Raw genomic sequence first — 22,202 nt, forward strand, 5'->3', positions numbered from 1 at the left:
GCGCCAGTTCCGACCGTTGCGAGGATGTGACCCATGGCGGTCGAGGTAAAGCAGGTAAGTGCGGACGAGGCGGGAATGCGCCTTGATCGCTGGTTCAAGGCGCATTTTCCGGATCTTTCGTTCGGCCACCTTCAAAAGCTGGTGCGCACCGGCCAGGTGCGCGTCGATGGCGGACGCGCGAAGACATCGACCCGACTCGATCCGGGCCAGAGCGTGCGCATCCCGCCTCTGGGTGTGGATGCAGATGGGGTCGAGCCGGTGGATGCGGCTGATGAGGCGGCGCGGGCCACCGCAACAGGTGGCGAGGCGGGTGAACGCCCGGCCGCGCCGCGTGGGGTTGTGGCTGCTGCAGCCCGACGCGAGAACGAAGATCTGACCGCCCTCAAGGCGATGATCCTCTATGAGGACAAGGATGTGATGGTGCTCAACAAGCCCATGGGCCTCGCGGTCCAAGGCGGGTCGGGCACCTATCGCCATATCGACGGCATGCTTGATTCCATGCGCGACCGCGATGGACAGAAGCCGCGCCTCGTCCACCGCATCGACAAGGACACCGCCGGCTGCCTGCTGATCGCCAAGACCCGTCTGGCTGCGTCGATCCTCACCAAGAGTTTCCGCTCGCGCGAGGCGCGCAAGATCTATTGGGCGCTGGTTCCCGGCGTGCCCAAGCCCCGGCAGGGCCGCATCTCCACCTATCTTACCCGCGAGGAGAGCGAGGAGCGCATGCGCGTCGCCCGCCACGGCGAGGATGATGCGAGCCACGCGCTCACCTATTATGCCGTCGTGGACCAGGCGGCGCAGAAGATGTCCTGGCTGTCGCTGAAGCCGGTGACGGGTCGTACCCACCAGTTGCGCGCCCACATGGCCCATATCGGCCATCCCATCGTCGGCGATCCTAAATATTTCAACATCGAGAATTGGGAGTTTCCCGGCGGCATGCAGAACAAGCTGCACCTGCTGGCGCGCCGCATCGTCATTCCCCATCCGCGTGGCACCGGCGTGATCGATGTGTCGGCTCCGCTGCCGCCGCACATGGCTCAGTCCTGGGCGGTGCTGGGGCTCGACGCGACGCAATACGACCCGATTCTGGAAGCGCCGGAATCCTGAAGTGGGTCAGGCGCTTCGCCCGCCCCGCGACGCCCTCCGCCCCGCCGTCCAGGCCGGGCAGGTTTCCCCTGCTGACGAACCGCGCTACAGGGATGCTCGGGGGCGAATCATCCAACCACCTATGGAGGTGATGCATGAGCCGACAGCCAGACGCGTGTCCGGGCTGCGGAGCGCCGACGCATCCCCACGCGATCGAATGCGCCGAATGCGGCACTGTCCTGCCGCATCGTCAGTCGATGCTGCCCTTGATTGTCGGGGTCTGCGGGATTCTGGTGGCGATCCTGGCGGGTGCTGGCGTGTGGATTCTGCTCAGCCCGACGCACGAGGAGCCGGCGCAGCAGGCGGCCGTCGCACCGTCCGCCGCGCCTGCCATGCCTGCGCCCCCAGCACCAACCGGCGCACCACAGCCGACATCGTCTGATCTCATGCCGCCCGTATCCTCCGGGTTGGTCGCGCCTTCGCTCACCCCGCCGGCAGCACCGCCACCCTCGGACGCGCCGGCGGAACTGCCGACGCTGCGCCCCGGGGTGGCCGTTCCGGCGGTCGACGAACCGACACGGCGCGCCTTCGCCAAGACCACCCAGGACAATTTTGTTCAGAACGGGCTCGACCTCCAGGTCACGACCACTGGGCCGGAGGCGACGATTATCGCCATCAAGTTCAATTTTCCCGCCAAGACCGCGGTGGAACTCATCGCCTCCGGCCCTTTCCCGCGGCAATGCAAGCAGCGGGGATTCAAGACCATTCAATTCTCCGATCCAAATGCCATATCCTGGACCTATGACGTCGAAACCGACAAGCTGACCCAGAAATGACCACCGACATCCCCGTGTCCGCCTTGGTCCTATTCGATTGCGACGGCACGCTGGTGGACAGCCAGCACGCCATCGTGGAGGCGATGTGTGCTGCCTATGAGACGTGCGGCGTGGTGCCGCCCACCCGGGAGGAGATACTGTCCGTGGTGGGACTTTCGCTGCCCGAAACCTTCGCCGTGCTGTCGAATGGTGTGGCGGATTTTCCCGTGGGTGCGCTCGAAGCGGCCTATCGCATGACCTATCGGGCGCAGCGCGAGGCCGCCCCGCCCGAACCGCTCTATCCCGGCGCGCGTGAGACGCTTGAAGCGCTGCTCGCGCGGGCCGACCTGCAATTGGGCATGGTGACGGGCAAGGCGCGGCGTGGCGTGCGCCGCGTTCTGACCGGGCACGCGATGGAGGGCTGGTTCTCAACCATCCAGACTGCCGACGATGCGCCCTCGAAGCCTCACCCCGGCATGGTGCTCCAGGCGATGGCCGAGGCTGGGGCCGTCCCGGCCTGCACCGTGGTCGTGGGCGACACCACCTATGACATGCAGATGGCCAAGGCAGCTGGCGCTTTCGCCATCGGCGTCTGTTGGGGCTATCATGATCGCGCCGCCCTGACCGAGGCCGGCGCCGATCTGATGGTCGAGCGGTTCGAGGATCTTCCCCCGGCCATCGAAACCCTTTTCGGTCGCCTCCCGGCCCCGAGCCCGGCAGCCTGAATCAGACGAGACCTTCACATGCGCGATCTATTGGAAGGCATCGAGCCCAGCGGCATCGACCCGGCCGAATCCGTGCGCGCCGCCCAGCGGACCGCTTTGCCGAAACGCTTCTATAAGGCTGCCAGCGTCGGCACCGACGAGGAGGGCTTCACCATCCTTCTGGATGGCCGTCCCGTACGCACGCCGGCACGCGGCATCCTGCGCCTGCCGACCCGCGCCCTCGCGGAGGCGGTCGCGGCGGAATGGGAGGCCCAGGTCGAGCAAATCAATCCCCACGCCATGCCGCTGACCCGTCTGGTCAACGTCGTGCTGGATGGCGTGATGCGCGATCCCTCAGCCTCGGCGGCCGAGGTGGTGAGCTATGCCGGCACCGATCTGCTGTGCTATCGCGCCGATGGCCCCGCGCGGCTGGAAGCATTGCAGGCGCAGGCGTGGGACCCGGTCCTGAATTGGTTTCGCGATCAACACGGCGCCCGTTTCTTCCTCAGCACCGGGGTGCGCCATGTGCAGCAACCCGAGGAGACGCTGGCGCGCATCGCCGCTCTGGTCCCGAACGAGCCGTTCCGCCTTGCCGCCGTCACCTCCATGACCGGCCTCACCGGCTCCGCCTTGCTGGCGCTTGCGGTGGCGCACGGCGCCATCGATGCCGAGGCGGCATGGGCCGCCGCCCATGTGGATGAGGATTGGAACCGCGCCCAATGGGGCGAGGATGAACTCGCGGCCGCCCGCCATGCCGCCCGAAAGGTGGAGATGGACGCCGCCGCCCGCTTGCTCGCGCTGCTGGACTGAGGCCCGAGTTAGTCGCGCGCGGCGATCCGCCGGCCCACGTCTTTCGCCATGCGGGCGAATACCGAATCCCACTCGCCCGGCGTGTCCTGGCGAAACAGTCGGACAGTCGGATACCAGGGCGTATCCTCGCGCGAAGCGAGCCAGCGCCAGTCACACCCCGCGATCAGCGGCAGCAGGGCAGGGCGACCCAGCGCACCGGCCAGATGAACCATGGCGGTGTCGCAGGAAATCACCAGATCGCAGGCGGCGAGGATGGCGGCACTGTCGAGGAAAGCCTCTCCCTGCGGGTCCAAGCCCTCCGGCCGCTCCACCGCAAACGGCAGGAGGTCCGCGTGCTCCTCTTCCCCTGATCCCTTCTGCAGCGAGATGAGGCGCACGCCGTCCAGCGCCGCGATGGGCGCGAGAGCTGCGAGCGGAAAAGCGCGGCTCATGCCCGCCTCGCCCTTGGGATTGCCGGCAAAGGCGACCGCGATCTTGAACCCGGCCTCGCCGAGTTTTTGGTTCCAGGCTTCGATGCGCGCGGGCTGTGCCCTGAGATAGGGCGCAAAAGGGGGCAGGGTCTGAGGCGTGAGGTGCAGGAGGTGCGGCACGCTCATGAGGGGCGCCCAGCGGGCGGGTTCGCGCAGGGCCGTTGCCTGCTCGATGCTCATCACGCCGGCAATCCCCTCGATCGTCGAGAGGAGCGGTAGCATTTCAGTCGGTGCGGCAAGCGCCACGCGATGGCCGAGGCGGGCCAGCAGCGGCGCGAAGCGGGCGAACTGGATGATGTCGCCGCGCCCCTGCTCGGCCTGGAGCACGAGGAGGCTCTTCGGGTCCGGCTTGTCGCCGGTCCAGCGGGGATAGGGAAACTCGGCATAGCCCTTGTGGCGCAATTCGTTGCGCCGTTCAAACAGAGGCAAGCCGCGCATCCAGTCGCCACTGCGCAGGCGCGCGGTGGCAAGCAGGAAGGCCACTTCCGGATGTGGCGTCGCGGCCTGCGCCAGGGCTTCGAGATCGCGACGGCCCACGTCCAGCTGGCCGAGGTCCATGTGCAGTTGGGCGCGCAGGATGTGCGCGCGGATGAAGCCGGGGTCCCGGGCGAGCGCGCGGTCGAGATCCGCGAGGGCTTCGATGTGACGTCCGACGGTGGAGAACAGCAGCGCGCGGGTATAGAGGATATCCGCCCGGTCGGGGGCCAATTCCGCAGCGCGCGCGGCGCTCTCGACCCCCTCGGCGAAGCGTCGCAGGTCGAGCAGGACGCTGGCACGATTGGCATGCGCCTGCGCGGCATTCGGATCCAGACCGAGCGCGCGGTCCAGCAGATCAAGCGCCTCTTGAGGTCGATCCAGATGGCGCAGCACGAGGGCGGCGTTGGAGAGGGCTCCGACATTGTCCGGCTCGGCCGCAAGCACGGTCTCGAAGGCGCCAAGGGCTGGAGCGTAGCGCAAGAGCGCGCTCAGCGAGACGCCGCGGTTGAGATGGGCCGCGATCAGGTCAGGGACCATGGCGAGCGCAGTATCGAAGGATTTGATCGCGTCCTCGTGCCGCTCCATTTCCTGAAGCACGGCACCGCGATTGAGCCAGCCCTCCGGACGGCGCGGCGCGAGTCGCAGGGATTCGTCATAGGCCCGCAAGGCCTCGGTGCGGCGCCCGAGGGTTGCCAGCAGGCCGGCGCGGCTGTCCCAGGCGTCGGGATTTCCTGGCGCAAGGGCGATCGCGCGGTCATAGGCGGCAAGCGCCTCCGGCAGGCGCCCGAGCCGCTCCAGAGCAAGCCCCATCAGATCGAACGCCCGTCCGTCCTGCGGCGCGGCGGCGGTCGCGGCGGCAAGCAGGCGCGCGCCCTCCTGAAGCCGACCCTGCTGGCACTGCAACCGCCCGAGGCGGAACAGCGCCTCGCCATCTTGGGGCGCGGCGCGCAGATACGCGTCATAAAGCGGTGTCGCCTCGTCGAGCCGGCCGGTCTCGTGGAGGGCGATGGCCTGTTCAAGGAGGGAGGGAGATGCGGGCATGATCCAACGCTGTCGATAAGGGAGCGGCACCATATTCATTCGGGCCGCGCGCCGGAACCCCGGATGCGGACACGCGAACTTATTGCGCCCTGCCGCGTTTGCCTTTTCAATCCCCGGACATGAGAGCGAGGCCTAAGGCGATGGATATCGATACCGAACACCTGGGCGACGTGGCTGTGGTCTATGGGCTCAACGTGCTCTATGCGCTGATCCTCCTGGCCGTCGGCTGGTGGATCGCCCGGAGCGTCGAGCGCCTCCTGATGCGCGGCCTCTCCGCCACGGGGCGTATCGACGTGACGGTCGCGAGCTTCCTTGCCAGCCTGGCCAAATATGCGGTCCTGGTGTTCGTGCTGGTGGCGGTGTTGCAGCGCTTCGGAATTCAGACCACCAGCATCATCGCCGTGCTGGGCGCCGCCTCCTTGGCTGTCGGCTTGGCCCTGCAGGGCACCTTGTCCAACATGGCCGCAGGCGTGATGCTGCTGATGTTCCGTCCGTTCCGCGTCGGCGACGACGTGGAGGTCGCGGGCAAGGCAGGCACGGTACGCGCGCTGACCTTGTTCACCAGCGAACTTGCCGGCGCGGGCAATGTGCAGATCCTGATCCCCAACGGGCAGGTCTGGGGCGCGGCGATTATCAACAAATCCACCTATCCCGCAGGCAACAGCGCGGTCAGCGTGGCGCTGGAGGTCGCGACCAGCGTTGATGTGGACGATGTGCGAGCAAAGGCTCTGGCGTTCCTGAAGGGTGATCCCCGGGTGATCCAGAGCCCGGAGCCGAGCGCAACCTTAGGCAAGCTCGGCTACGACCGCATCGAGCTGACCATTGCGGCGACAACGACGCCCGCCCATGCCGCAGGGGTGAAGCAGGATCTGCTGGAGCTGCTGCGGCCCCTGCTCTATGCGCCGGCGGAAAAGCCGGCGCTGGTTTCGCCCTAGCCGGCCTGTGGGAGGGCGCGAAATGACCGGCGACGATATCCGCGACGTGTTCGCCCCCTTCGGACCGGTGCAGGTGCGCCGCATGTTCGGTGGCGCCGGCATCTATGCGGACGATGCCATGTTCGCCCTGGAAGCCGGGGGCGAGCTCTACCTCAAGGCGGATCCGGCCTTTGCTCGGGATCTTGAAGCGCGCGGCTCCGTGCCCTTCAGCTACGAGGCGAAAGGAAAGCGCACGATCATGTCCTATTGGAAAGTGCCCGAAGCGGCGCTTGACGATGGCGAGGATCTCGCAGACCTCGCAAGCAGGGCCCTTGAGATCGCCCGTGCGGCCCGCAGGGCGCGTCCGCCGGCCAATCGCCGCCGTGCGCTTGCCGCAAAAGCCTAGCGCAGGGATCGCCCAACGCCGGGGCTGAACCCGGCCTGTCACACGCGCGCGCCGGCGCTCGGGCCATGAAGAGAGTGGAAAAGCGGGGCGGGATCGGGCCGATCCGCGCCCCGGCATTTCAGCTTGTGGCCTTCACGCGCACCGGGCGCAGGAGGAAGGCGGGGAGGTGGGACATGTCCGCCGGCTCGTTCACCGGGGGACGCTCGCGACGCTGCGGACGTGCCGCTTCGCGGGGTTCGCGGCTTGTCTCACGAGGAGCGTTGTCGCGGGCAGCCACTTCACGGGCAGGGGCCTCGCGTGGTTCGCGCGGCGGGCGCGGCTCGCGCGGCGGACGTGCCTCGCGGGCGGGCGCGGCCGCGATTTCAGCCGGCACCTCTTCACGGGGCGCCCCTTCACGAGCGGCGCCATCGCGGGGCTTGCGGTTGCGGGTGTTTTGCCGCTCGGTGCGCGGCACATCGCCTTCTTCCGGTCGGGCCGAACGGCCCTTGTCGCGACCACGGCCCCCATCGCGGCCCTTGTCGCGACCGCGCTTGTCGCCGGCACCGGCAGATCGGCGCTCCCGCGGCGGGGCTTCGCCCAAAGGCTCGCCCTGCCAGGGAATGGGATTGCCGATCAGCTTTTCGATCGCGGCAAGCGATTTCAGGTCGTCATGGGTCATCAAGGCGATGGCCATGCCGCTGCGCCCCGCCCGGCCGGTGCGGCCGATGCGGTGGACATAATCCTCCGCATGGTGGGGCACGTCATAATTGAACACATGGCTCACGGCCGGAATGTCGAGGCCGCGCGCCGCCACATCGGACGCCACAAGCAATGTCGCCTCGCCGCTCCGGAATTGGTCCAGAGCCGTAGTCCGCGAGCGCTGGTCCATGTCGCCATGGAGGCACACGACATTGAAACCGTGCTTTTGCAGCGAGCGGTGAACCACCGAGACCTCGCTTTTGCGATTGCAGAAGATGATGCCGTTCTGCAAGCCCTCGGCACCGCGGATCAATTCGCGCAGCTTCTCGCGCTTCTCGTAATCCTCGCGGCCGGTGGCCACCAGAACCTGGGTCACGGTGGTTGCCGTGGACGCGGGCTTGGAGACTTCCACGCGCACCGGGTTGGAGAGGAACTGCGACACCAGGCGCTGGATTTCCGGCGGCATGGTAGCTGAGAAGAACAGCGTCTGGCGGGTGAAGGGCACCAGCTTGCAGATGCGTTCGATGTCGGGGATGAAGCCCATGTCGAGCATCCGGTCGGCCTCGTCGATGACGAGCACCTCGATGCCGGAAAGCAGAAGCTGCCCGCGCTCCACATGGTCGAGCAGCCGGCCCGGGGTGGCGATGAGCACATCGACGCCGCGCACCAGCTTGGTGTTCTGATCGCCGAACGAGACGCCGCCGATGAGCAGCGCGACGTTCAGCTTATGGTTCTTGCCGTAGCGGGCAAAGCTGTCCTCAACCTGCGCGGCGAGTTCGCGCGTCGGTTCGAGGATTAGGGTGCGCGGCATGCGCGCCCGCGCTCGGCCCTGCTCCAGCAAGGTCAACATGGGGAGGGTGAATGCGGCGGTCTTGCCGGTGCCCGTCTGCGCCAAGCCCAGCACGTCGCGCCGGGCGAGAACGTGCGGAATGGCTTGCGCCTGGATCGGCGTAGGAGTGGTGTAGCCGGACGCCGTGACGGCCGAGAGGACCTTTTCGCTCAGGCCGAGTTCGGAAAATGACATATCGTCGCTTAATGCGGCAGCGCTCCGCTTATCGCAGGCCCCGTGCCGTACGGGGCTGGGCGAGCGGTCGTCGCTCGGCGCGCTTGGATTCGAAATAATCGGACGACGCCTTGTAACGTAAGGATTTTGTGCGCTGTGTCAATGCTTGTCATCTCGGGTGCCATGCACCAGCGGAATTATAGGCCCGTCGGCCATGCGAAACCGGCCTTGACCCCCTTGCGAATGGGCGCCAAGGAAACCGTCCGCGTCGAACCCTTCTTCAGGGCGGCGTCCCGCCTTTCCCTCAAGCTGTGCCACCATGCCCTTCCTTCTGGTCCTCGGTCTGGCCGGGTTCGCCAGCGCCTTCTCCATGCGCGCGGTGGATCCGATGCTCAACCTGCTGGCGGCGGATCTTGCCGTGACGCTGCAGCGCGCGGCCCTGCTCGCTAGCGCCTTCTCCTTGCCCTATGCGGCCATGCAGTTGGTGTTCGGACCCATTGGCGATGCGGTGGGCAAGGTGCGCCTGATCCGCGTGACGCTTTCCATGCTCTGCCTCGGCCTGATCGGCTGCGCGCTGGCACCGAGCCATGACGCCCTGCTCGCGGGACGCATCTTTTCAGGGGGGTGGGCCGGCGGGGTGATCCCCGTGGCGCTGGCAACGGTAGGCGACCGGGTCACCATGCAACAGCGCCCCCAGGCGCTCGGCCGTCTGCTGATGGCGATCGTACTGGGCCAGCTCGGCGGCGCCATGGCCTCGGGCATGATCTCGACACTTATCGGCTGGCGCGCGGTGTTCTGGTGCGCGGCGGTGGTGGCCGGCACGCGGCGCTCGGCGCCATGTTGTTCATGGGCGAGACCGCCATTCCGCAACGGCCTTCGCTCCGGGGCGCCCTGGCGCGCTATGGTGTGGTGTTCGGAAACCCCTTGTCGATCCGCCTGTTCCTGGTTGCTGCGATCGAGGGCGCGCTGATCTTCGGCGTATTTCCCTTCGTCGCCGCGCACATGGTCGGGCGCGCGCTCGGGGATGCGGTCGAGGCGGGCTTCGCCTTGGGCATGTTCGGCCTCGGCGGGGTGATCTACACCTTTCTCGTCGCCGTGCTCGTGCGGCGCCTCGGCCTTTCCGGGATGGCGGGGCTCGGCGCCACCCTCGCGGGGCTGTGTCTGATCGCCATCGCGCTGGTGCCCTCGCTGGGGCTGATGCTGGGCCTGTTCGGCGTGCTCGGCTTCGGCTTCTACATGATCCATAACACCCTGCAGATCATGGCCACCGAGCTGGTGCCGGCCGCACGCGGCTCAGCCGTCGCGCTCTACGCCACCTTCTTCTTTTCCGGGCAGGCGCTGGGCGCTCTGCTGGCGGCGCAGCTCATCGGCGTGATCGGGCCGGTGGAGCTGTTTGCCGGGGCTGGCGTCTGCCTGATTGCCCTCGCCTGGCCCGCCTCGCGCCTGCCGCGCCGCCTCAAGCCCGTGGCTCCGGCACCGGTGGATCCGGCCGTCTGAGGGATTAGATATCCAGCAGGTCCTCGCCGGCGAAAGCGGCCCGTTCGGAGATGAATGCGAAGCGCGCCTCCGGCTTGTTGCCCATGAGGCGCTCAACAACATCCGCCGTGTCGGCCTGCGCCGCCGCTTCGATGGTGACGCGCAGCAGGGTGCGGGTGCGCGGGCTCATGGTGGTTTCCTTGAGCTGCGCCGGCATCATCTCGCCAAGGCCCTTGAATCGGCCGATATCCACCTTGCCGCGTCCGGAAAACTCCTTCTTCAGCAATTGGTCCTTGTGGGCATCGTCGCGGGCATAGAGGGTTTTTGCGCCCTGGGTGATGCGATAGAGCGGTGGCACCGCCAGGAACAGATGGCCTTCCTCGATCAGTTTCGGGATCTGGCGATAGAAAAAGGTGACGAGGAGGGAGGCGATATGTGCCCCATCCACGTCGGCGTCGGTCATGACGACTACCTTCTCATAGCGCAGGTCCGCCTCGCGATACTGGGCAAGCGTGCTGCAGCCGAGCGCCTGGAGCAGGTCTGACAATTGCTGGTTCTGGGCCAGCTTGTCGCGCCCGGCGCTGGCGACGTTCAGGATCTTGCCGCGCAGTGGCAGCACCGCCTGGGTCTTGCGGTCGCGCGCCTGCTTGGCTGAGCCGCCAGCCGAATCGCCTTCGACGATGAAGATTTCCGAACCCGCCGCCTCGGTGTTGGAACAGTCGGCGAGCTTGCCCGGCAGGCGCAGTTTGCGCACGGCGGTCTTGCGGGAGATTTCCTTCTCCTGCTTGCGGCGCAGGCGCTCCTCGGCGCGCTCCACCACATAGTCAAGCAGCCGGTTTGCCTGCACCGGATTGGCCGCCAGCCAATGGTCGAGCGGATCGCGCAACGCCTGCTCGACGATGCGGGAGGCTTCGGCGGTCGCAAGGCGGTCCTTGGTCTGGCCCTGGAATTCCGGTTCGCGGACGAACACGGAAAGCATGGCGGCGCAGCCGGCGGTGATATCGTCGCCGATCAGGAGCGCGCCGCGCTTTGCCTGGCCGATGCGCTCGGCATAATCGCGCATGCCCTTGAGCAGCACGAGGCGCAGGCCGTTCTCATGGGTGCCGCCGTCGTGGGTCGGGATGGTGTTGCAATAAGAGGAGATGGCGCCCTCGCCATCTGCAACCCAGGCCACCGCCCATTCCACCGAGCCATGGCCACCCTGCTTCTGGATGCGGCCGGCGAAAATCTCGTTGTGGACCAGCGTCTGGCCTTCGAGATCGCCGGCGAGATAGTCCTTCAGGCCTCCGGGAAAGCGGAAGCTCATCTTTTCCGGCACGCCGGTGGTGCCCACCAGCAGTGCGGGATCACAAGACCAGCGGATTTCCACGCCGCCGAACAGATAGGCCTTCGAACGCGCCATACGGAACACGCGGGCGGGATCGAAATGCACGCCCGCGCCGAAGATCTCCGGGTCGGGATGGAAGCGCACCTTGGTGCCGCGCCGGTTGGTGATGCGGCCCACCTCCGTCAGCGGGCCGAGCGGGGCGCCCTTGGAATAGCTCTGGCGGTAGAGCGTCTGGTTGCGCGCCACCTCGATTTCCAGATGGTCGGAGAGCGCATTCACCACCGAAACGCCAACGCCATGCAGGCCGCCCGACGTCTCATAGACCTTGCTGTCGAATTTTCCGCCCGCGTGCAGGGTCGTCATGATGACTTCGACGGTGGATTTTCCGGGGAATTTGGGATGCGCCTCCACCGGAATGCCGCGCCCATTGTCGCTGACGGTCAGCGTGCTGTCGGCGGCAAGATGGACCTCGATGAAGGTGGCGTGTCCGGCCACCGCCTCGTCCATGGAATTGTCGATCACCTCGGCGAACAGATGATGCAGCGCCTTGATGTCCGTTCCGCCGATATACATGCCGGGGCGGCGGCGCACCGGCTCCAGCCCTTCCAGCACCTCGATATGGGCGGCGGTATAATCGCTCGCCATCTCCGGCACGGCGGCGGGCGCCTTGGCGCGCGGGGTCGCGGCCTTGCGGGCGGGGGAGGGTGCGGCAAACAGATCGTCGTTATCGGACATGAGGCTCTTTGGGTCGCTGAAGGGCGAATCGCCACCGGCCATCATGCCAGGGCGAGGGAACGAAAGGGAACATACCGGAAACGCGCGTAGCGCGGGACCGGCGACTTATCCCTGTCTTTCGCCTGATATGGGATCGGTGTACAGACCCCCGATCCACCCCGCTTCGCCGCACCGTGTGCGCGGGCTCGGGTGGCCAACGTCGCACAGCCCTCACGGGCGGGAGAAGGATATGTCGGAGTCGGCAAAGGCACGGATCGCGGTTCTTGGCGCCTCGGGTTACACCGGGTCCGAACTCGTGCGCCTTCTGCTCCGCCATCCCCGCGTCGAGCTGGTGGCCCTGACCGCGGACCGCAAGGCTGGCCAGTCCATGGCGGACGTGTTCCCGCAGTTCGCGCCCTATGCGCTGCCCAAGCTCGTGACCATCGACGAGGTGGACTTCAACGCGGTGGATCTCGTGTTCTGCGCGCTGCCGCACGCGACCACGCAGGAAGTCATCAAAAAAGTGTTCGAACAGGCGCCGGCGGTGAAGGTGGTGGACCTCTCCGCCGACTTCCGTCTGCGCGATCCCGGCGCCTATGAGAAATGGTACGGCCATCCCCATGCGGCGCTCGACCTGCAGAAGGAAGCGGTGTTCGGCCTGGTCGAGATCTATCGCGACGACATCCGCAAGGGGCGGCTGATCGCCAATCCCGGCTGCCACACCACCACCTCGATCCTACCGGCCGTGCCGTTGCTGGAAGCCGGCGCTATCGAGCCGGAAACCATCGTCATCGACAGCAAGACCGGCATGTCGGGTGCCGGCCGCTCGGCCAAGGAGGCGATGCTGTTCTCTGAGGTTTCCGAGGGCATCCACGCTTATAGCGTCGGCTCGCACCGCCACATGGGCGAACTGGACCAGGAATTCTCCAAGGCGGCAGGTCGTCAGGTCGCCCCCATGTTCGTGCCGCATCTCGCGCCGATGAACCGGGGCATCTATGCCACGCTCTATGTGCGCACCACGGGCGCAAAGGCGGAGGATCTCCACAAGATCCTTGTGGAATTCTACAAGGGTGAACCCTTCGTCCATATTCTCCCGTTCGGCCAGGTGCCCCAGTCGCGCCATGTGCGCGGCTCCAACATGGTGATGATCGGCGTGGTCGCCGACCGGGCGAGCGGCCGGGCGATCGTGCTTTCTACCCTGGACAATCTGGTGAAGGGCGCCTCCGGTCAGGCGGTGCAGAACATGAACCTGGTGCTCGGCTATCCCGAGACGCTGGGCCTGGAGCAGATCGCGCTGATGCCGTGAGGCAATTGCGGCGCGGCTGTGCGTCACTCGACGTCGCCGCGCCGAATGCCTATGTGAGGGGCCTGTTGTGAAGGCCCTCATTCATGCTCGTCGATAGCCACTGCCATCTCGATTTCCCCGATTTCGCCGAGGAACTGCCCGCCGTCGTGGAGCGGGCGCAGGCGGCGGGAGTGTCCCATCTCGTCACCATTTCCACGCGGGTAAAGCGGTTCGACCAGATCCGCGCCATCGCCGAGCGGTTCGAGAATGTCTTCTGCTCGGTGGGCACCCATCCGCACCAGACGGCGGAAGAGCCGGATGTGACGACGGCGGAGCTCGTGGCGCTCTCGGCCCATCCGAAGGTGGTGGCGATCGGCGAGGTGGGGCTCGATTATCATTATGACAACAGCCCCCGCGAAGCGCAGGCGCACGGCTTCCACACCCATATCACCGCCGCGCGCGAAACCGGCCTGCCGCTGGTGATCCACGCCCGCGAGGCCGACGACGACGTCGCCGCGATCCTGGAGGCTGAGAGCGCGAAGGGCGCTTTTCCCTTCCTGCTGCATTGCTATACCGGCGGGGCGGACCTTGCGCATCGCGCGGTAGCGCTCGGCGGCTATGTCTCCTTTTCCGGCGTCATCACCTTCAAGAACAGCACCGCGCTACGCGAGCTTGCCGCCGCCCTTCCCGCCGAGCGGCTGCTGGTGGAAACCGACGCGCCGTTCCTCGCCCCGACGCCCCATCGCGGCAAGCGCAACGAGCCTTCATTCGTGCGCGAGACCGCGACCGTGCTGGCGCAGGCGCGCGGCACCACGCTTGAGGACATCGCCGCGCGCACGACGCAGAATTTCTTCACCCTGTTCTCGAAGGCGCAGCGCGCCTGAGCCCATCCGCGAAGCGTTGCGCGCGGTTGCGCGCGGGAGCCGTGCCATGAACCATGATCGTTACGACGATGCCTATATCCGCGAGATCCTCACCAGCGTGAAGACGGTCGCCGTGGTGGGTGCGAGCCCCAATCCGGCGCGCCCGTCTTTCTTCGTCACGAAATATCTCTCGGAGCGCGGCTTCGAGGTCTATCCGGTCAATCTCGGCCAGGCCGGCAAGGAGATTGCGGGCCGCACCGTCTATGCCCGGCTTGCCGATGTGCCGGTCCCGATCGACATGGTGGATATTTTCCGCGCACCCGCTTTCGTGCCGTCGGTTCTCGAAGAGGTGCTCGCCCTCTCGCCGCTGCCAAAGGTGCTGTGGATGCAGCAGGGCGTGCGGCACGACGAGGTGGCCGCAAAGGCCGAGGCCGCGGGGATGAAGGTGGTCATGGATCGCTGTCCGAAGATCGAATACGGCCGGCTGTCGGGCGAGATCGGCTGGACCGGTGTCAACAGTCGCACCATTTCCTCCAAGCGCCCGCAGCGGCTGGGGGATGGCGTGCAGCGGCTCGCGCTGTCGCGGACGCCCAAGGCGCCGATCGGGCCGAAATAGCCGGGGCGGCGGGTCAGAGCGGACCACCTTCGCTTAAACAACATTTTTTCGGTGGATGAAATATAATATAACGTAAAGCCTACGGCATAATGCCGGGGACTTGGAGGAGACCAGCCATGACCGACCGCGAACCCGGCTTCGCCACCCTTGCCATCCATGCTGGGGCCCAGCCCGATCCGACCACCGGGGCCCGGGCGACGCCGATCTATCAGACCACCTCGTTCGTGTTCGACGATGTGGACCATGCGGCGGCGCTGTTCGGCCTGCAGACCTTCGGCAATATTTATACCCGCATCGGCAACCCAACGAATGCCGTTTTGGAAGAGCGCGTGGCGGCGCTGGAGGGGGGCACGGCCGCGCTTGCGGTGGCGTCCGGCCACGCGGCTCAGCTGCTGGTCTTCCAGACCTTGCTGACGCCGGGTGACGAATTTGTCGCCTCACGTAAGCTGTACGGCGGTTCGATCAACCAATTCACCCATGCGTTCAAGAGCTTCGGGTGGAATGTTGTGTGGGCGGATCCGGACGATATTCCCTCCTTCCAGCGTGCCATCACGTCCAAGACGAAGGCGATCTTCACCGAATCCATCGCCAATCCCGGTGGCGTGGTCACCGACATCGCGGCCATTTCCGATATCGCCAAAGCCGCCGGACTGCCGCTGATCGTCGACAACACCCTGGCGACGCCCTATCTGTGGCGCCCGATCGAGCACGGCGCCGACATCGTCATCCATTCCGCCACCAAGTTCCTGGGCGGGCACGGAAATTCCATCGGCGGCGTGATTGTCGACGCCGGCACGTTCAACTGGTCCGCCACCGATCGCTATCCCTTCCTTTCCAAGCCCCGGCCGGAATATCAGGGCATCGTGATTCACGAGACCTTCGGCAATTTCGCTTTTGCGATTGCGGCGCGCGTGCTCGGTCTGCGGGATCTCGGCCCGGCGCTCTCGCCGTTCAATGCCTTTCTGATTCTCACCGGCATCGAAACGCTCACCCTGCGCATGAAGCAGCACAGCGAGAATGCGCTGATGGTTGCGAAATTTCTCGCCGCTCATCCGGCGGTGGAATGGGTGAGCTATCCCGGCCTGCCGGAGGACAAATATCACGCGCTCGCCCGCAAATATCTGCCCAAGGGCGCCGGCGCCGTGTTCACCTTCGGCCTGAAGGGCGGCTATGAGGCGGGCGTGAAGCTGGTTTCCAACGTTCAGCTCTTTTCCCATCTGGCCAACATCGGCGACACCCGCTCGCTGATCATCCATCCCGCCTCCACCACCCACCGCCAGCTCTCCGACGAGGCGAAGGTTGCCGCGGGCGCCGGCCCTCAGGTGGTTCGGCTCTCGGTGGGCATCGAGGATGTGGCCGATATCATCGCCGATCTGGAACAGGCTCTGGCGGTAAGCTGAGGGCAGAATCGCTCTCTCCCTCCGGGCCATGATATTCCCGCGCCAGCGCCAGCCAGGCGCGGGCTGCGTGGGACAGATAGGCCCGGCGGCGCCAGATCAATGCCATGTGCCAATCGGTGCTAGGCTCGTTCAGGGGCACCAGCGCCACTAAGGGATGGTGGCGCTGTTCGGCGATGGTGCGGGGCAGGAAGCCGATGCCGAGCCCCGCGCCTACCAAGGCCACGATGAAGTCGATCTGGCCCGAACGGGCGATGATGGTCGGCGCAACGCCGGCCCGTTCACAGGCATCGAGGATAACCTGGTTCAAGGCGAACCCGCTCTCGAACAGGATGAAGGGCAGGGCCGCAAGATCGGGGAAGGTGACCGGCGCCCCCGCCTGCGCGAGCGGGTCGTTTTCCGGCATCAGCACCACCAGCGGCTCCAGCCGCACCGGCTGAGCGGCGAAATCCTCCTTCACCGGCAGAAGCGAGCCCGCCAGTTCGACTTCACCTGCCAATAGAATCTCTTCCAGGCGTTTGCTGCCCTGTTCCACGAGGCGGATCTCGATGCCGGGATAGCGGCTGCGAAAGCGCGCGAACAAGGGCGCGAAGAGGGTCGAGCTGCCGAGCGGCGGCAGGCCGAGCCGCAGCACGCCTGTCTTGAGGCCGCGCAGCTCATCCAACTCCGTGATCAGATCCTCGCGTTCCGCCAGCATAGTGAGCGCCCGGCGATAGACGATTTCGCCCGCCGCGGTCAGCTCGCTGCGATGGCCGAGGCGATCCAGCAGGACCACGCCCAATTCGTCCTCCAGATGCTTGACCGCCTTGCTGACGGTGGACTGGGTGGCGAACACGGTTTTCGCGGCCTGGGAAAAGCCGCCCTGGCGGACCACTTCGACGAAGGCACGCAGGGTGCGCAGTTCCATTTCTATTCCAATTTGGACTTATCAGAATTCATTCAATTCATTTTACGAATATCGCAGTGCGGCGTAGTTTTCCAATCACTTCCTCCTGCTCTGTCTGTGGACCATTCCCATGTCCGGGATCCTTCTTCGTCTCCGCCTCATGCTGCGCCGCACGCGCGTGCTTCAGGTCTTCGTTCTGCTCGGCTTCTGGCTGGTGGGAGACATGCTGGTGCGCTGGCTGCACCTTCCGGTTCCCGGTGGCGTGGTCGGCATGGGGCTGCTGCTGGTCCTGTTGGTGAGCGGGGTGCTGAGGGCGGCAAGCTTGCGGCTCGGGGCCTATTGGTTGCTGGCGGAAATGCTGCTGTTCTTCGTGCCTGCGGCCATGGCGGTGATGGACCATGGGGAGTTCGTCGGCACCCTCGGGCTCAAGATCGCCGCCGTGATCCTCATTGGCACCGTGACCGTGATGGGTACGACGGCCCTGATCGTGGATTTCGCCTATCGCTTGAGTCTGCGCCACGCGGGGGAAACCCATGCCTGAGGCTGGCTCTCTGTTCTGGTTGCTGTTCTGGCCGGCGGCCACCATCGCGGTCTATGTCGCCGCGCGGCTGCTGAACCGCCGGTTCGGCCGCTGGTTCACCGCTCCCCTGCTGCTGACGCCGGTGCTGATCCTCGGCCTCACCGCCTTGCTTCACGCCGATTATGCCGAATATCTGCGCGGCACACATTGGATGGTGCTGATGCTCGGGCCGGCGACCGTGGCGTTTGCCATTCCCATCTATGAGCAGCGCGCCACCATCCGCCGCCATTGGCCGGTTCTGTTGGTCGGGGTGATTGCCGGCAGCACCGTCGCCTTGGTTTCCGCCTGGGGGCTGGCGAGTTTGCTGGGTCTGCCCGATGTGCTCGGCCGCAGCCTGATGCCCCGTTCCACCACGACCCCGTTCGCCATGAACATGTCAGGTGAGATCGGCGGCATTCCGGATCTGACCGCCATGTTCGTGGTGATCACAGGCATTTGCGGCGCGGCCATGGGCGAGGCGATGATGAAATGGCTGCCGCTGCGCTCCTCCCTGGCGCGGGGCGCCTTGTTCGGCATGGGGGCCCATGGCGCGGGCGTCGCCAAGGCGCATCAGATCGGCCGCGAGGAAGGCTCCATCGCCGGACTTGTGATGATCCTTGCTGGCTTCGTGAACCTGCTGCTCGGCCCGCTGGTGGCGATCGCGCTGCGCTGAGGTTCAGGCCCGCACGGGCCGGGCGGGAACACCGGCCGAGACGGCGAGGTGCCCGCTGCGCGCAAGGTCGCTCGCATGCAGCGTTGCCGCGATCAGCACCACGGCCGCCCCGAACTGGTGGGTCAGCGCGATATCCATCGGCACCACGAACACCAGCGTGAGGATGCCGAGCAGCGCCTGGCAACAGACGAGAGCGAACACGCCCCAGGCTTCCCGCGCCACCCATCCCCCGGTGCGGCGTGCATTCATGGCGTGCAGGAAAGCCGCTGCGAATATCGTGTAGGCGATCATGCGGTGGACGAACTGGACGGTCAGGACATTCTCGAACAGGTTCCGCCAGGCGGGATCGAGCACGCCCAATTGGGCGGCGGCGGGAATGAAACGTCCGTCGATCAATGGCCAGGTGTTGAAGGTCATGCCGGCATCCAGCCCGGCCACCAGGCCGCCAGCGAAAATCTGCAGCAGCACGAGGCCGACCAGCGCGACGGCGCCGGCACGCAGGGACCCCGGCACCTTCTCCTGGCGCGCGGCGGTGAGGCTGCGGCCGACCGCGACGATGGCGGCGAGGATGATGCACGCGAGGGTCAGATGTACCGCCAGCCGGTACTGGCTGACGGAGGTGCGTGCAGCAAGGCCCGACGCCACCATCCACCAGCCGACCGCGCCCTGCAGGCCGCCGAGCACGAACAGACCGAGGCATTTGACCAGCAGCGGGCCGCGCAGCACGCCGCGAATGGCGAAATAGAGGAACGGCAGCAGGAATGCGAAGCCGATCAGCCGGCCCAGGAGGCGATGGCCCCATTCCCACCAGAAGATGCGCTTGAACCCCTCAAGCCCCATGCCCTTGTTGAGGATCTCGTACTGCGGAATCGTCTTGTATTTCTCGAATTCCGCCTGCCAGTCGGCCTGCGAGAGCGGGGGCAGGGCGCCGGTAACGGGCTTCCATTCGGTGATGGAAAGGCCGGATTCCGTGAGGCGGGTCGCGCCGCCCACCACGATCATGACGACGATCAAGGCCGCAACCGCATATAGCCAAAGGCGAACGGCCTTATATCGCCCGCCTGCGCCTGCCCCTGCGCTGGCGGCGGTGATCGCGCTGCGACCCTGCGGCATCTGCGTGTGCTCCAGAATATGGCCCTCCCAGGCGATCCGATATACAGCGGCTCAACGGCATGCAAGACGACGCGGCGTCGCTGCCGGGACGGCAGGGGAAAGTCAGCCGCGCGAGCTTAAAAGAGGAGGGCGCGATGCCCATGCGATTGCGCAAACTCATCGGCACGGTGCTGATGCTGATCCTGGTGGTGGTGTGGGCACTGGCGGCAATGGCGATCGCCCAGGGGCGCGTGACAGAGCTGCCGTGGCTCTGGCAGACCGTCTCCTATGTGCTCCTGGGATCGTTGTGGGTTGTGCCGGCGGCATTCCTGATCCGCTGGATGGAGCGCCCTGATAAGCCGCGCGAGCCCAGCCGATGATCGAGATTCGCGTAATTTATAACCTCAGAAGATCGGTATAATATTTTGATTTTTATGGTTAATTTCAATCGGCGCTAGTGGATGTGTCACATGAGCCGTTGGGAGGAGTCAGGCCGCTGGTGCCAGCCGGCGGGCGGCTAGGCGAACCGGAACGGGTGGGGCAAGATCCTCCACGGCCGGTGCCAGCGGCACCGGTTCGGTGCCGGCTAGACGCAGCATCACCACGGCGTTGAAGCCGGTCGAGGCGAGTGCGGAATAAGCTTCCGCTGCGGAGCCCTGCGGGGCGTCCATGTCCTCGATGCACACAAGGAGCGGATGCTGGGCGGCCAGCGCGAACGCCTCAGTGAGATGCGGTGCGGGGGGCGCTGCGACGATGACACAGTCATAGGTCTGGCTGAGTGCATGCAGAATCAGGGCGAGCCGGTCGGCGGTGGCGACGCTGTCGCCGCCGCGAGCGCCGCGTCCAGGCGGTATGATATGGGCGCGGGAGATCTGATCGCGATGGATCGTCTCGCCGAAGCCGGCCACACCGAACAGCATTTCCGTGACCCCCGCGGCCCAAGGGTCGGACACCAGGCCGGCGAGGTCGCCGGCATCCCCATCCAGAGCCACAAGCGCGACGCGCGTATCGCCCATGGCAAGGGCGCGGGCAAGGTCGATCGCGCAGCGGGCGGACCGGGTGTGGGAGGTGTCGGCGGTCAGCACCACGAGTTGCCCGGCCTGCGAAGGTTGCGCACACAGGTCCTCCAGGATCTGGAGCAGACGGGCGAGGGCCTCATCCTGCGTCAGACCGCGTCCGCCGCCCGCATCCATCCAGGTGACGCTGCGCCCGTCAGTGAGTTGGACCGGCAGTTCGGTGCGGTCCAGAGTCTGCGGCCGGTCGTGGGGAACACGGCCGATCCGCGCGGCGATGAAGCCCAGGGCAAGCGCGGCCGAAACGAGCAGGGCGAGCCGCAGAGGGTTTGGCACATCGGGTGCGGCCGGGGCTGAGGCCTCGGTGGCGATGCGCATCGGCGGCGCGGTTGTTCCGGTCTCCAGATCCGCGCGCACCTCGGCATCGAGATGAACGAATGCATCGGCATAGGTCTGGACGACGCGCGATGCGAGGCCCGGGCTGGTTGCCGTGAACGCAAGGTCGAGCACCCGGCCACCGAAGCGGGGATTGACGGTAAGGCCCGAAACCAGCGCCGCGCCTGCGGCATCGTCGAGCGTGCGGGGCAGATCCGGCGCCAGCCAGCGCGGCGTGGCCATGAACCGGTCGAGGCCCGCAAGGGCGGACTGATCCTGCGCGCCGAGGCGCTTGAACACGTCCTGCGCCATCTCGCGCGAGCCGAGCACCTGCGCCACACCCCGCACGCTGGCGGCGGGAGGCTGGGAGGCCACATCGAAGGAGAGCGTGGCGACGGCGGTATAGCGCAGCGGCAGAAGCAGCAGCGCCGCGGCGATCAGCAGGGCCAGGGCGGCGAACGTTCGGACGCGCCGCACGCGAACCCGCTGCCCTTCGGCATCGCATTCGAGGATCGTCTCGCGGCCGAGGCTTTCGGTCATGGAGCCTTCCTTCGCCGCCGGCACAACGCCGACCAGGACACTAGGAAAGCCCTTTATGGTTTAGGGAACGTAAAGACCGGCGGACCTTTCGCGCTTAGCGGTCTTCCCAGTGCGGCGCGCGCTTCTCAATGACGGCTGAGATGCCTTCGTCGGCGTCGCGCGCCAGCATGTTGGTCGTCATGACCTGCGAGGCGAAGGCATAGGCGTTGTCGAGCGTCATCTCGGCCTGGGCGTAGAAGGCTGCCTTGCCCAGCTTGACCGGCACCTGCGATTTCGCCGCGATCCGCAGCGCCAGCTCGCGCGCGGCCGCAACCGCCGTGCCATCGGCCACCACGCGGTTCACGAGACCCATGCGGTGCGCTTCGTCCGCCTCCACCCATTCCCCCAGCAGCAGCATTTCCAAGGCGTGCTTACGCGAGACGGCGCGCGAGAGCGCCACCATGGGTGTGTGGCAGAACAGACCAATGTTCACGCCGGGCGTGCAGAACCGCGCTTTCGCTCCCGCAACCGCAAGGTCGCAGCTTGCCACAAGCTGACAGCCGGCGGCGGTGGCCATGCCATCCACGCCAGCGATCACCGGCTGGGGAAGACGGACGATTGCGGTCATCAAGGCCGCGCAGCGGCGCAGCACCTGGTCGAAATAACGCCGGCCGCGATCCTCGTCCCCGCGATGGGACTGGATTTCCTTCAGATCATGACCGGCCGAGAACACCGGGCCGTTGGCGGTGAGCACCACCGCGCGCACGCCCGGATCGATCGAGATGTCCGTGAGCACTTCGGAGAGCGCCGCCATCATCGATTCGGAAAGGCTGTTGCGGCTTGCCGGGCGGTTCAGCGTCACCAGCGCGACGCCATCGGCGTCGCTGCGCAGGACAATGGGCTCGGCGGCGTGGGCGGGCGCAGCAGCAGGGGATGCGGCTGAAGACATGGGCAACTCCCTCGCGCGGTCGGCCGCGCTTTGATCTTGTGCCCGGCTACTCTA

22 protein-coding genes are annotated in these 22,202 nt (G+C 66.4%); 15 read left to right on the forward strand and 7 right to left on the reverse strand.

All coding sequences use genetic code 11. The annotated features are described in order from the left end of the window. Nucleotides 1-33 precede the first annotated feature (33 nt). From V5F77_RS17180 to V5F77_RS17195, 4 genes are all read left to right on the forward strand, one after another. The gene (locus V5F77_RS17180; protein WP_429006560.1) at nt 34-1,107 is read left to right on the forward strand and encodes an RluA family pseudouridine synthase; all 1,074 of its coding nucleotides are present in this window, start codon (nt 34-36) and stop codon (nt 1,105-1,107) included. A 134-nt stretch (nt 1,108-1,241) separates the two neighbouring features. Then, a complete protein-coding gene (locus V5F77_RS17185; RefSeq protein WP_429006561.1) occupies nt 1,242-1,922 on the forward strand; it encodes a hypothetical protein in 681 nt (226 codons plus the stop codon). Continuing rightward, the gene (locus V5F77_RS17190) at nt 1,919-2,626 is read left to right on the forward strand and encodes an HAD-IA family hydrolase (RefSeq protein ID WP_429006562.1); all 708 of its coding nucleotides are present in this window, start codon (nt 1,919-1,921) and stop codon (nt 2,624-2,626) included. The genes V5F77_RS17185 and V5F77_RS17190 overlap by 4 nt, the downstream gene beginning before the upstream one ends. Before the next feature lie 18 nt (nt 2,627-2,644). Continuing rightward, nucleotides 2,645-3,415 carry an ATP12 family chaperone protein gene (locus tag V5F77_RS17195; protein ID WP_429006563.1) on the forward strand — a complete coding sequence of 257 codons (771 nt, stop codon included), beginning with the start codon at nt 2,645-2,647 and terminating at the stop codon, nt 3,413-3,415. An 8-nt stretch (nt 3,416-3,423) separates the two neighbouring features. Here the strand turns inward: V5F77_RS17195 and V5F77_RS17200 are convergent, their stop codons facing one another. Beyond that, nucleotides 3,424-5,403, reverse strand: coding sequence for a tetratricopeptide repeat protein (locus tag V5F77_RS17200; RefSeq protein ID WP_429006564.1), 1,980 nt, complete (start codon nt 5,401-5,403; stop codon nt 3,424-3,426). A gap of 140 nt (nt 5,404-5,543) precedes the next feature. On the opposite strand from V5F77_RS17200, the gene V5F77_RS17205 reads away from it, so the two are divergent. After that, entirely contained in the window at nt 5,544-6,338 is a 795-nt protein-coding gene (locus tag V5F77_RS17205; protein WP_429006565.1) for a mechanosensitive ion channel family protein, read from the forward strand. A gap of 22 nt (nt 6,339-6,360) precedes the next feature. Beyond that, the gene (locus tag V5F77_RS17210) at nt 6,361-6,723 is read left to right on the forward strand and encodes a TfoX/Sxy family protein (protein ID WP_429006566.1); all 363 of its coding nucleotides are present in this window, start codon (nt 6,361-6,363) and stop codon (nt 6,721-6,723) included. 118 nt (nt 6,724-6,841) lie between these two features. Here the strand turns inward: V5F77_RS17210 and V5F77_RS17215 are convergent, their stop codons facing one another. After that, entirely contained in the window at nt 6,842-8,425 is a 1,584-nt protein-coding gene (locus V5F77_RS17215; protein WP_429006567.1) for a DEAD/DEAH box helicase, read from the reverse strand. 298 nt (nt 8,426-8,723) lie between these two features. On the opposite strand from V5F77_RS17215, the gene V5F77_RS17220 reads away from it, so the two are divergent. Both V5F77_RS17220 and V5F77_RS17225 read left to right on the forward strand, forming a co-directional pair. Further along, nucleotides 8,724-9,374, forward strand: coding sequence for an MFS transporter (locus V5F77_RS17220; RefSeq protein WP_429006568.1), 651 nt, complete (start codon nt 8,724-8,726; stop codon nt 9,372-9,374). After that, nucleotides 9,329-9,901: an MFS transporter gene (locus V5F77_RS17225; protein ID WP_429006569.1), complete on the forward strand. Its 573-nt coding sequence runs from the start codon at nt 9,329-9,331 to the stop codon at nt 9,899-9,901. Before V5F77_RS17220 ends, V5F77_RS17225 begins: the two co-directional genes overlap by 46 nt. A gap of 4 nt (nt 9,902-9,905) precedes the next feature. On the opposite strand, the gene parE is transcribed toward V5F77_RS17225, so the two are convergent. Next, entirely contained in the window at nt 9,906-11,942 is a 2,037-nt protein-coding gene (gene parE, locus V5F77_RS17230) for a DNA topoisomerase IV subunit B (protein ID WP_429006570.1), read from the reverse strand. A gap of 229 nt (nt 11,943-12,171) precedes the next feature. Between parE and argC the strand changes: the two genes are divergently transcribed. From argC to V5F77_RS17250, 4 genes are all read left to right on the forward strand, one after another. After that, a complete protein-coding gene (gene argC / locus V5F77_RS17235) occupies nt 12,172-13,227 on the forward strand; it encodes an N-acetyl-gamma-glutamyl-phosphate reductase (protein WP_429006571.1) in 1,056 nt (351 codons plus the stop codon). A gap of 83 nt (nt 13,228-13,310) precedes the next feature. Next, on the forward strand, nt 13,311-14,090 hold the full coding sequence (locus tag V5F77_RS17240; protein WP_429006572.1) for a TatD family hydrolase: 780 nt from the start codon (nt 13,311-13,313) through the stop codon (nt 14,088-14,090). 46 nt (nt 14,091-14,136) lie between these two features. Next, the gene (locus V5F77_RS17245; protein WP_429006573.1) at nt 14,137-14,685 is read left to right on the forward strand and encodes a CoA-binding protein; all 549 of its coding nucleotides are present in this window, start codon (nt 14,137-14,139) and stop codon (nt 14,683-14,685) included. Nucleotides 14,686-14,801: 116 nt separating this feature from the next. After that, on the forward strand, nt 14,802-16,085 hold the full coding sequence (locus V5F77_RS17250) for an O-acetylhomoserine aminocarboxypropyltransferase (protein WP_429006574.1): 1,284 nt from the start codon (nt 14,802-14,804) through the stop codon (nt 16,083-16,085). On the opposite strand, the gene V5F77_RS17255 is transcribed toward V5F77_RS17250, so the two are convergent. Beyond that, the gene (locus V5F77_RS17255) at nt 16,048-16,989 is read right to left on the reverse strand and encodes a LysR family transcriptional regulator (RefSeq protein ID WP_429006575.1); all 942 of its coding nucleotides are present in this window, start codon (nt 16,987-16,989) and stop codon (nt 16,048-16,050) included. The two genes, V5F77_RS17250 and V5F77_RS17255, sit on opposite strands and share 38 nt — an antisense overlap. Nucleotides 16,990-17,098: 109 nt before the next feature. Between V5F77_RS17255 and V5F77_RS17260 the strand changes: the two genes are divergently transcribed. Both V5F77_RS17260 and V5F77_RS17265 read left to right on the forward strand, forming a co-directional pair. Continuing rightward, complete coding sequence (locus tag V5F77_RS17260; protein WP_429006576.1) at nt 17,099-17,509, forward strand: CidA/LrgA family protein; 411 nt, start codon at nt 17,099-17,101, stop codon at nt 17,507-17,509. After that, a complete protein-coding gene (locus V5F77_RS17265; protein WP_429006577.1) occupies nt 17,502-18,200 on the forward strand; it encodes an LrgB family protein in 699 nt (232 codons plus the stop codon). The genes V5F77_RS17260 and V5F77_RS17265 overlap by 8 nt, the downstream gene beginning before the upstream one ends. 3 nt (nt 18,201-18,203) lie before the next feature. Here V5F77_RS17265 and V5F77_RS17270 read toward each other — a convergent pair whose 3' ends face one another. Next, entirely contained in the window at nt 18,204-19,313 is a 1,110-nt protein-coding gene (locus tag V5F77_RS17270) for a COX15/CtaA family protein (protein ID WP_429006578.1), read from the reverse strand. Between the two features lie 134 nt (nt 19,314-19,447). Here V5F77_RS17270 and V5F77_RS17275 point away from each other — a divergent pair, with 134 nt between their 5' ends. Further along, nucleotides 19,448-19,672: a DUF2842 domain-containing protein gene (locus V5F77_RS17275; protein WP_429006579.1), complete on the forward strand. Its 225-nt coding sequence runs from the start codon at nt 19,448-19,450 to the stop codon at nt 19,670-19,672. Nucleotides 19,673-19,780: 108 nt separating this feature from the next. Here the strand turns inward: V5F77_RS17275 and V5F77_RS17280 are convergent, their stop codons facing one another. Next, on the reverse strand, nt 19,781-21,220 hold the full coding sequence (locus tag V5F77_RS17280) for a hypothetical protein (protein ID WP_429006580.1): 1,440 nt from the start codon (nt 21,218-21,220) through the stop codon (nt 19,781-19,783). Nucleotides 21,221-21,314: 94 nt separating this feature from the next. Next, nucleotides 21,315-22,148 carry an enoyl-CoA hydratase gene (locus V5F77_RS17285; RefSeq protein WP_429006581.1) on the reverse strand — a complete coding sequence of 278 codons (834 nt, stop codon included), beginning with the start codon at nt 22,146-22,148 and terminating at the stop codon, nt 21,315-21,317. Nucleotides 22,149-22,202: the final 54 nt, after the last annotated feature.

It is taken from the genome of Roseixanthobacter psychrophilus (assembly GCF_043195195.1).
In the GTDB taxonomy this organism is placed as follows: Bacteria; Pseudomonadota; Alphaproteobacteria; order Rhizobiales; family Xanthobacteraceae; genus NCEH01.

Bases quoted from the DNA above. Each gene is read 5' to 3' on its own strand.
- V5F77_RS17200 (WP_429006564.1), bottom strand. From the start codon at position 5,403: ATGCCCGCATCTCCCTCCCTCCTTGAACAGGCCATCGCCCTCCACGAG.
- V5F77_RS17215 (WP_429006567.1), bottom strand. From the start codon at position 8,425: ATGTCATTTTCCGAACTCGGCCTGAGCGAAAAGGTCCTCTCGGCCGTC.
- V5F77_RS17250 (WP_429006574.1), top strand. From the start codon at position 14,802: ATGACCGACCGCGAACCCGGCTTCGCCACCCTTGCCATCCATGCTGGG.
- V5F77_RS17285 (WP_429006581.1), bottom strand. From the start codon at position 22,148: ATGTCTTCAGCCGCATCCCCTGCTGCTGCGCCCGCCCACGCCGCCGAG.
- V5F77_RS17245 (WP_429006573.1), top strand. From the start codon at position 14,137: ATGAACCATGATCGTTACGACGATGCCTATATCCGCGAGATCCTCACC.
- V5F77_RS17185 (WP_429006561.1), top strand. From the start codon at position 1,242: ATGAGCCGACAGCCAGACGCGTGTCCGGGCTGCGGAGCGCCGACGCAT.
- argC (WP_429006571.1), top strand. From the start codon at position 12,172: ATGTCGGAGTCGGCAAAGGCACGGATCGCGGTTCTTGGCGCCTCGGGT.
- V5F77_RS17280 (WP_429006580.1), bottom strand. From the start codon at position 21,220: ATGACCGAAAGCCTCGGCCGCGAGACGATCCTCGAATGCGATGCCGAA.
- V5F77_RS17255 (WP_429006575.1), bottom strand. From the start codon at position 16,989: ATGGAACTGCGCACCCTGCGTGCCTTCGTCGAAGTGGTCCGCCAGGGC.
- V5F77_RS17270 (WP_429006578.1), bottom strand. From the start codon at position 19,313: ATGCCGCAGGGTCGCAGCGCGATCACCGCCGCCAGCGCAGGGGCAGGC.
- V5F77_RS17190 (WP_429006562.1), top strand. From the start codon at position 1,919: ATGACCACCGACATCCCCGTGTCCGCCTTGGTCCTATTCGATTGCGAC.
- V5F77_RS17195 (WP_429006563.1), top strand. From the start codon at position 2,645: ATGCGCGATCTATTGGAAGGCATCGAGCCCAGCGGCATCGACCCGGCC.
- V5F77_RS17220 (WP_429006568.1), top strand. From the start codon at position 8,724: ATGCCCTTCCTTCTGGTCCTCGGTCTGGCCGGGTTCGCCAGCGCCTTC.
- V5F77_RS17275 (WP_429006579.1), top strand. From the start codon at position 19,448: ATGCCCATGCGATTGCGCAAACTCATCGGCACGGTGCTGATGCTGATC.
- parE (WP_429006570.1), bottom strand. From the start codon at position 11,942: ATGTCCGATAACGACGATCTGTTTGCCGCACCCTCCCCCGCCCGCAAG.
- V5F77_RS17265 (WP_429006577.1), top strand. From the start codon at position 17,502: ATGCCTGAGGCTGGCTCTCTGTTCTGGTTGCTGTTCTGGCCGGCGGCC.
- V5F77_RS17240 (WP_429006572.1), top strand. From the start codon at position 13,311: ATGCTCGTCGATAGCCACTGCCATCTCGATTTCCCCGATTTCGCCGAG.
- V5F77_RS17180 (WP_429006560.1), top strand. From the start codon at position 34: ATGGCGGTCGAGGTAAAGCAGGTAAGTGCGGACGAGGCGGGAATGCGC.
- V5F77_RS17205 (WP_429006565.1), top strand. From the start codon at position 5,544: ATGGATATCGATACCGAACACCTGGGCGACGTGGCTGTGGTCTATGGG.
- V5F77_RS17260 (WP_429006576.1), top strand. From the start codon at position 17,099: ATGTCCGGGATCCTTCTTCGTCTCCGCCTCATGCTGCGCCGCACGCGC.
- V5F77_RS17210 (WP_429006566.1), top strand. From the start codon at position 6,361: ATGACCGGCGACGATATCCGCGACGTGTTCGCCCCCTTCGGACCGGTG.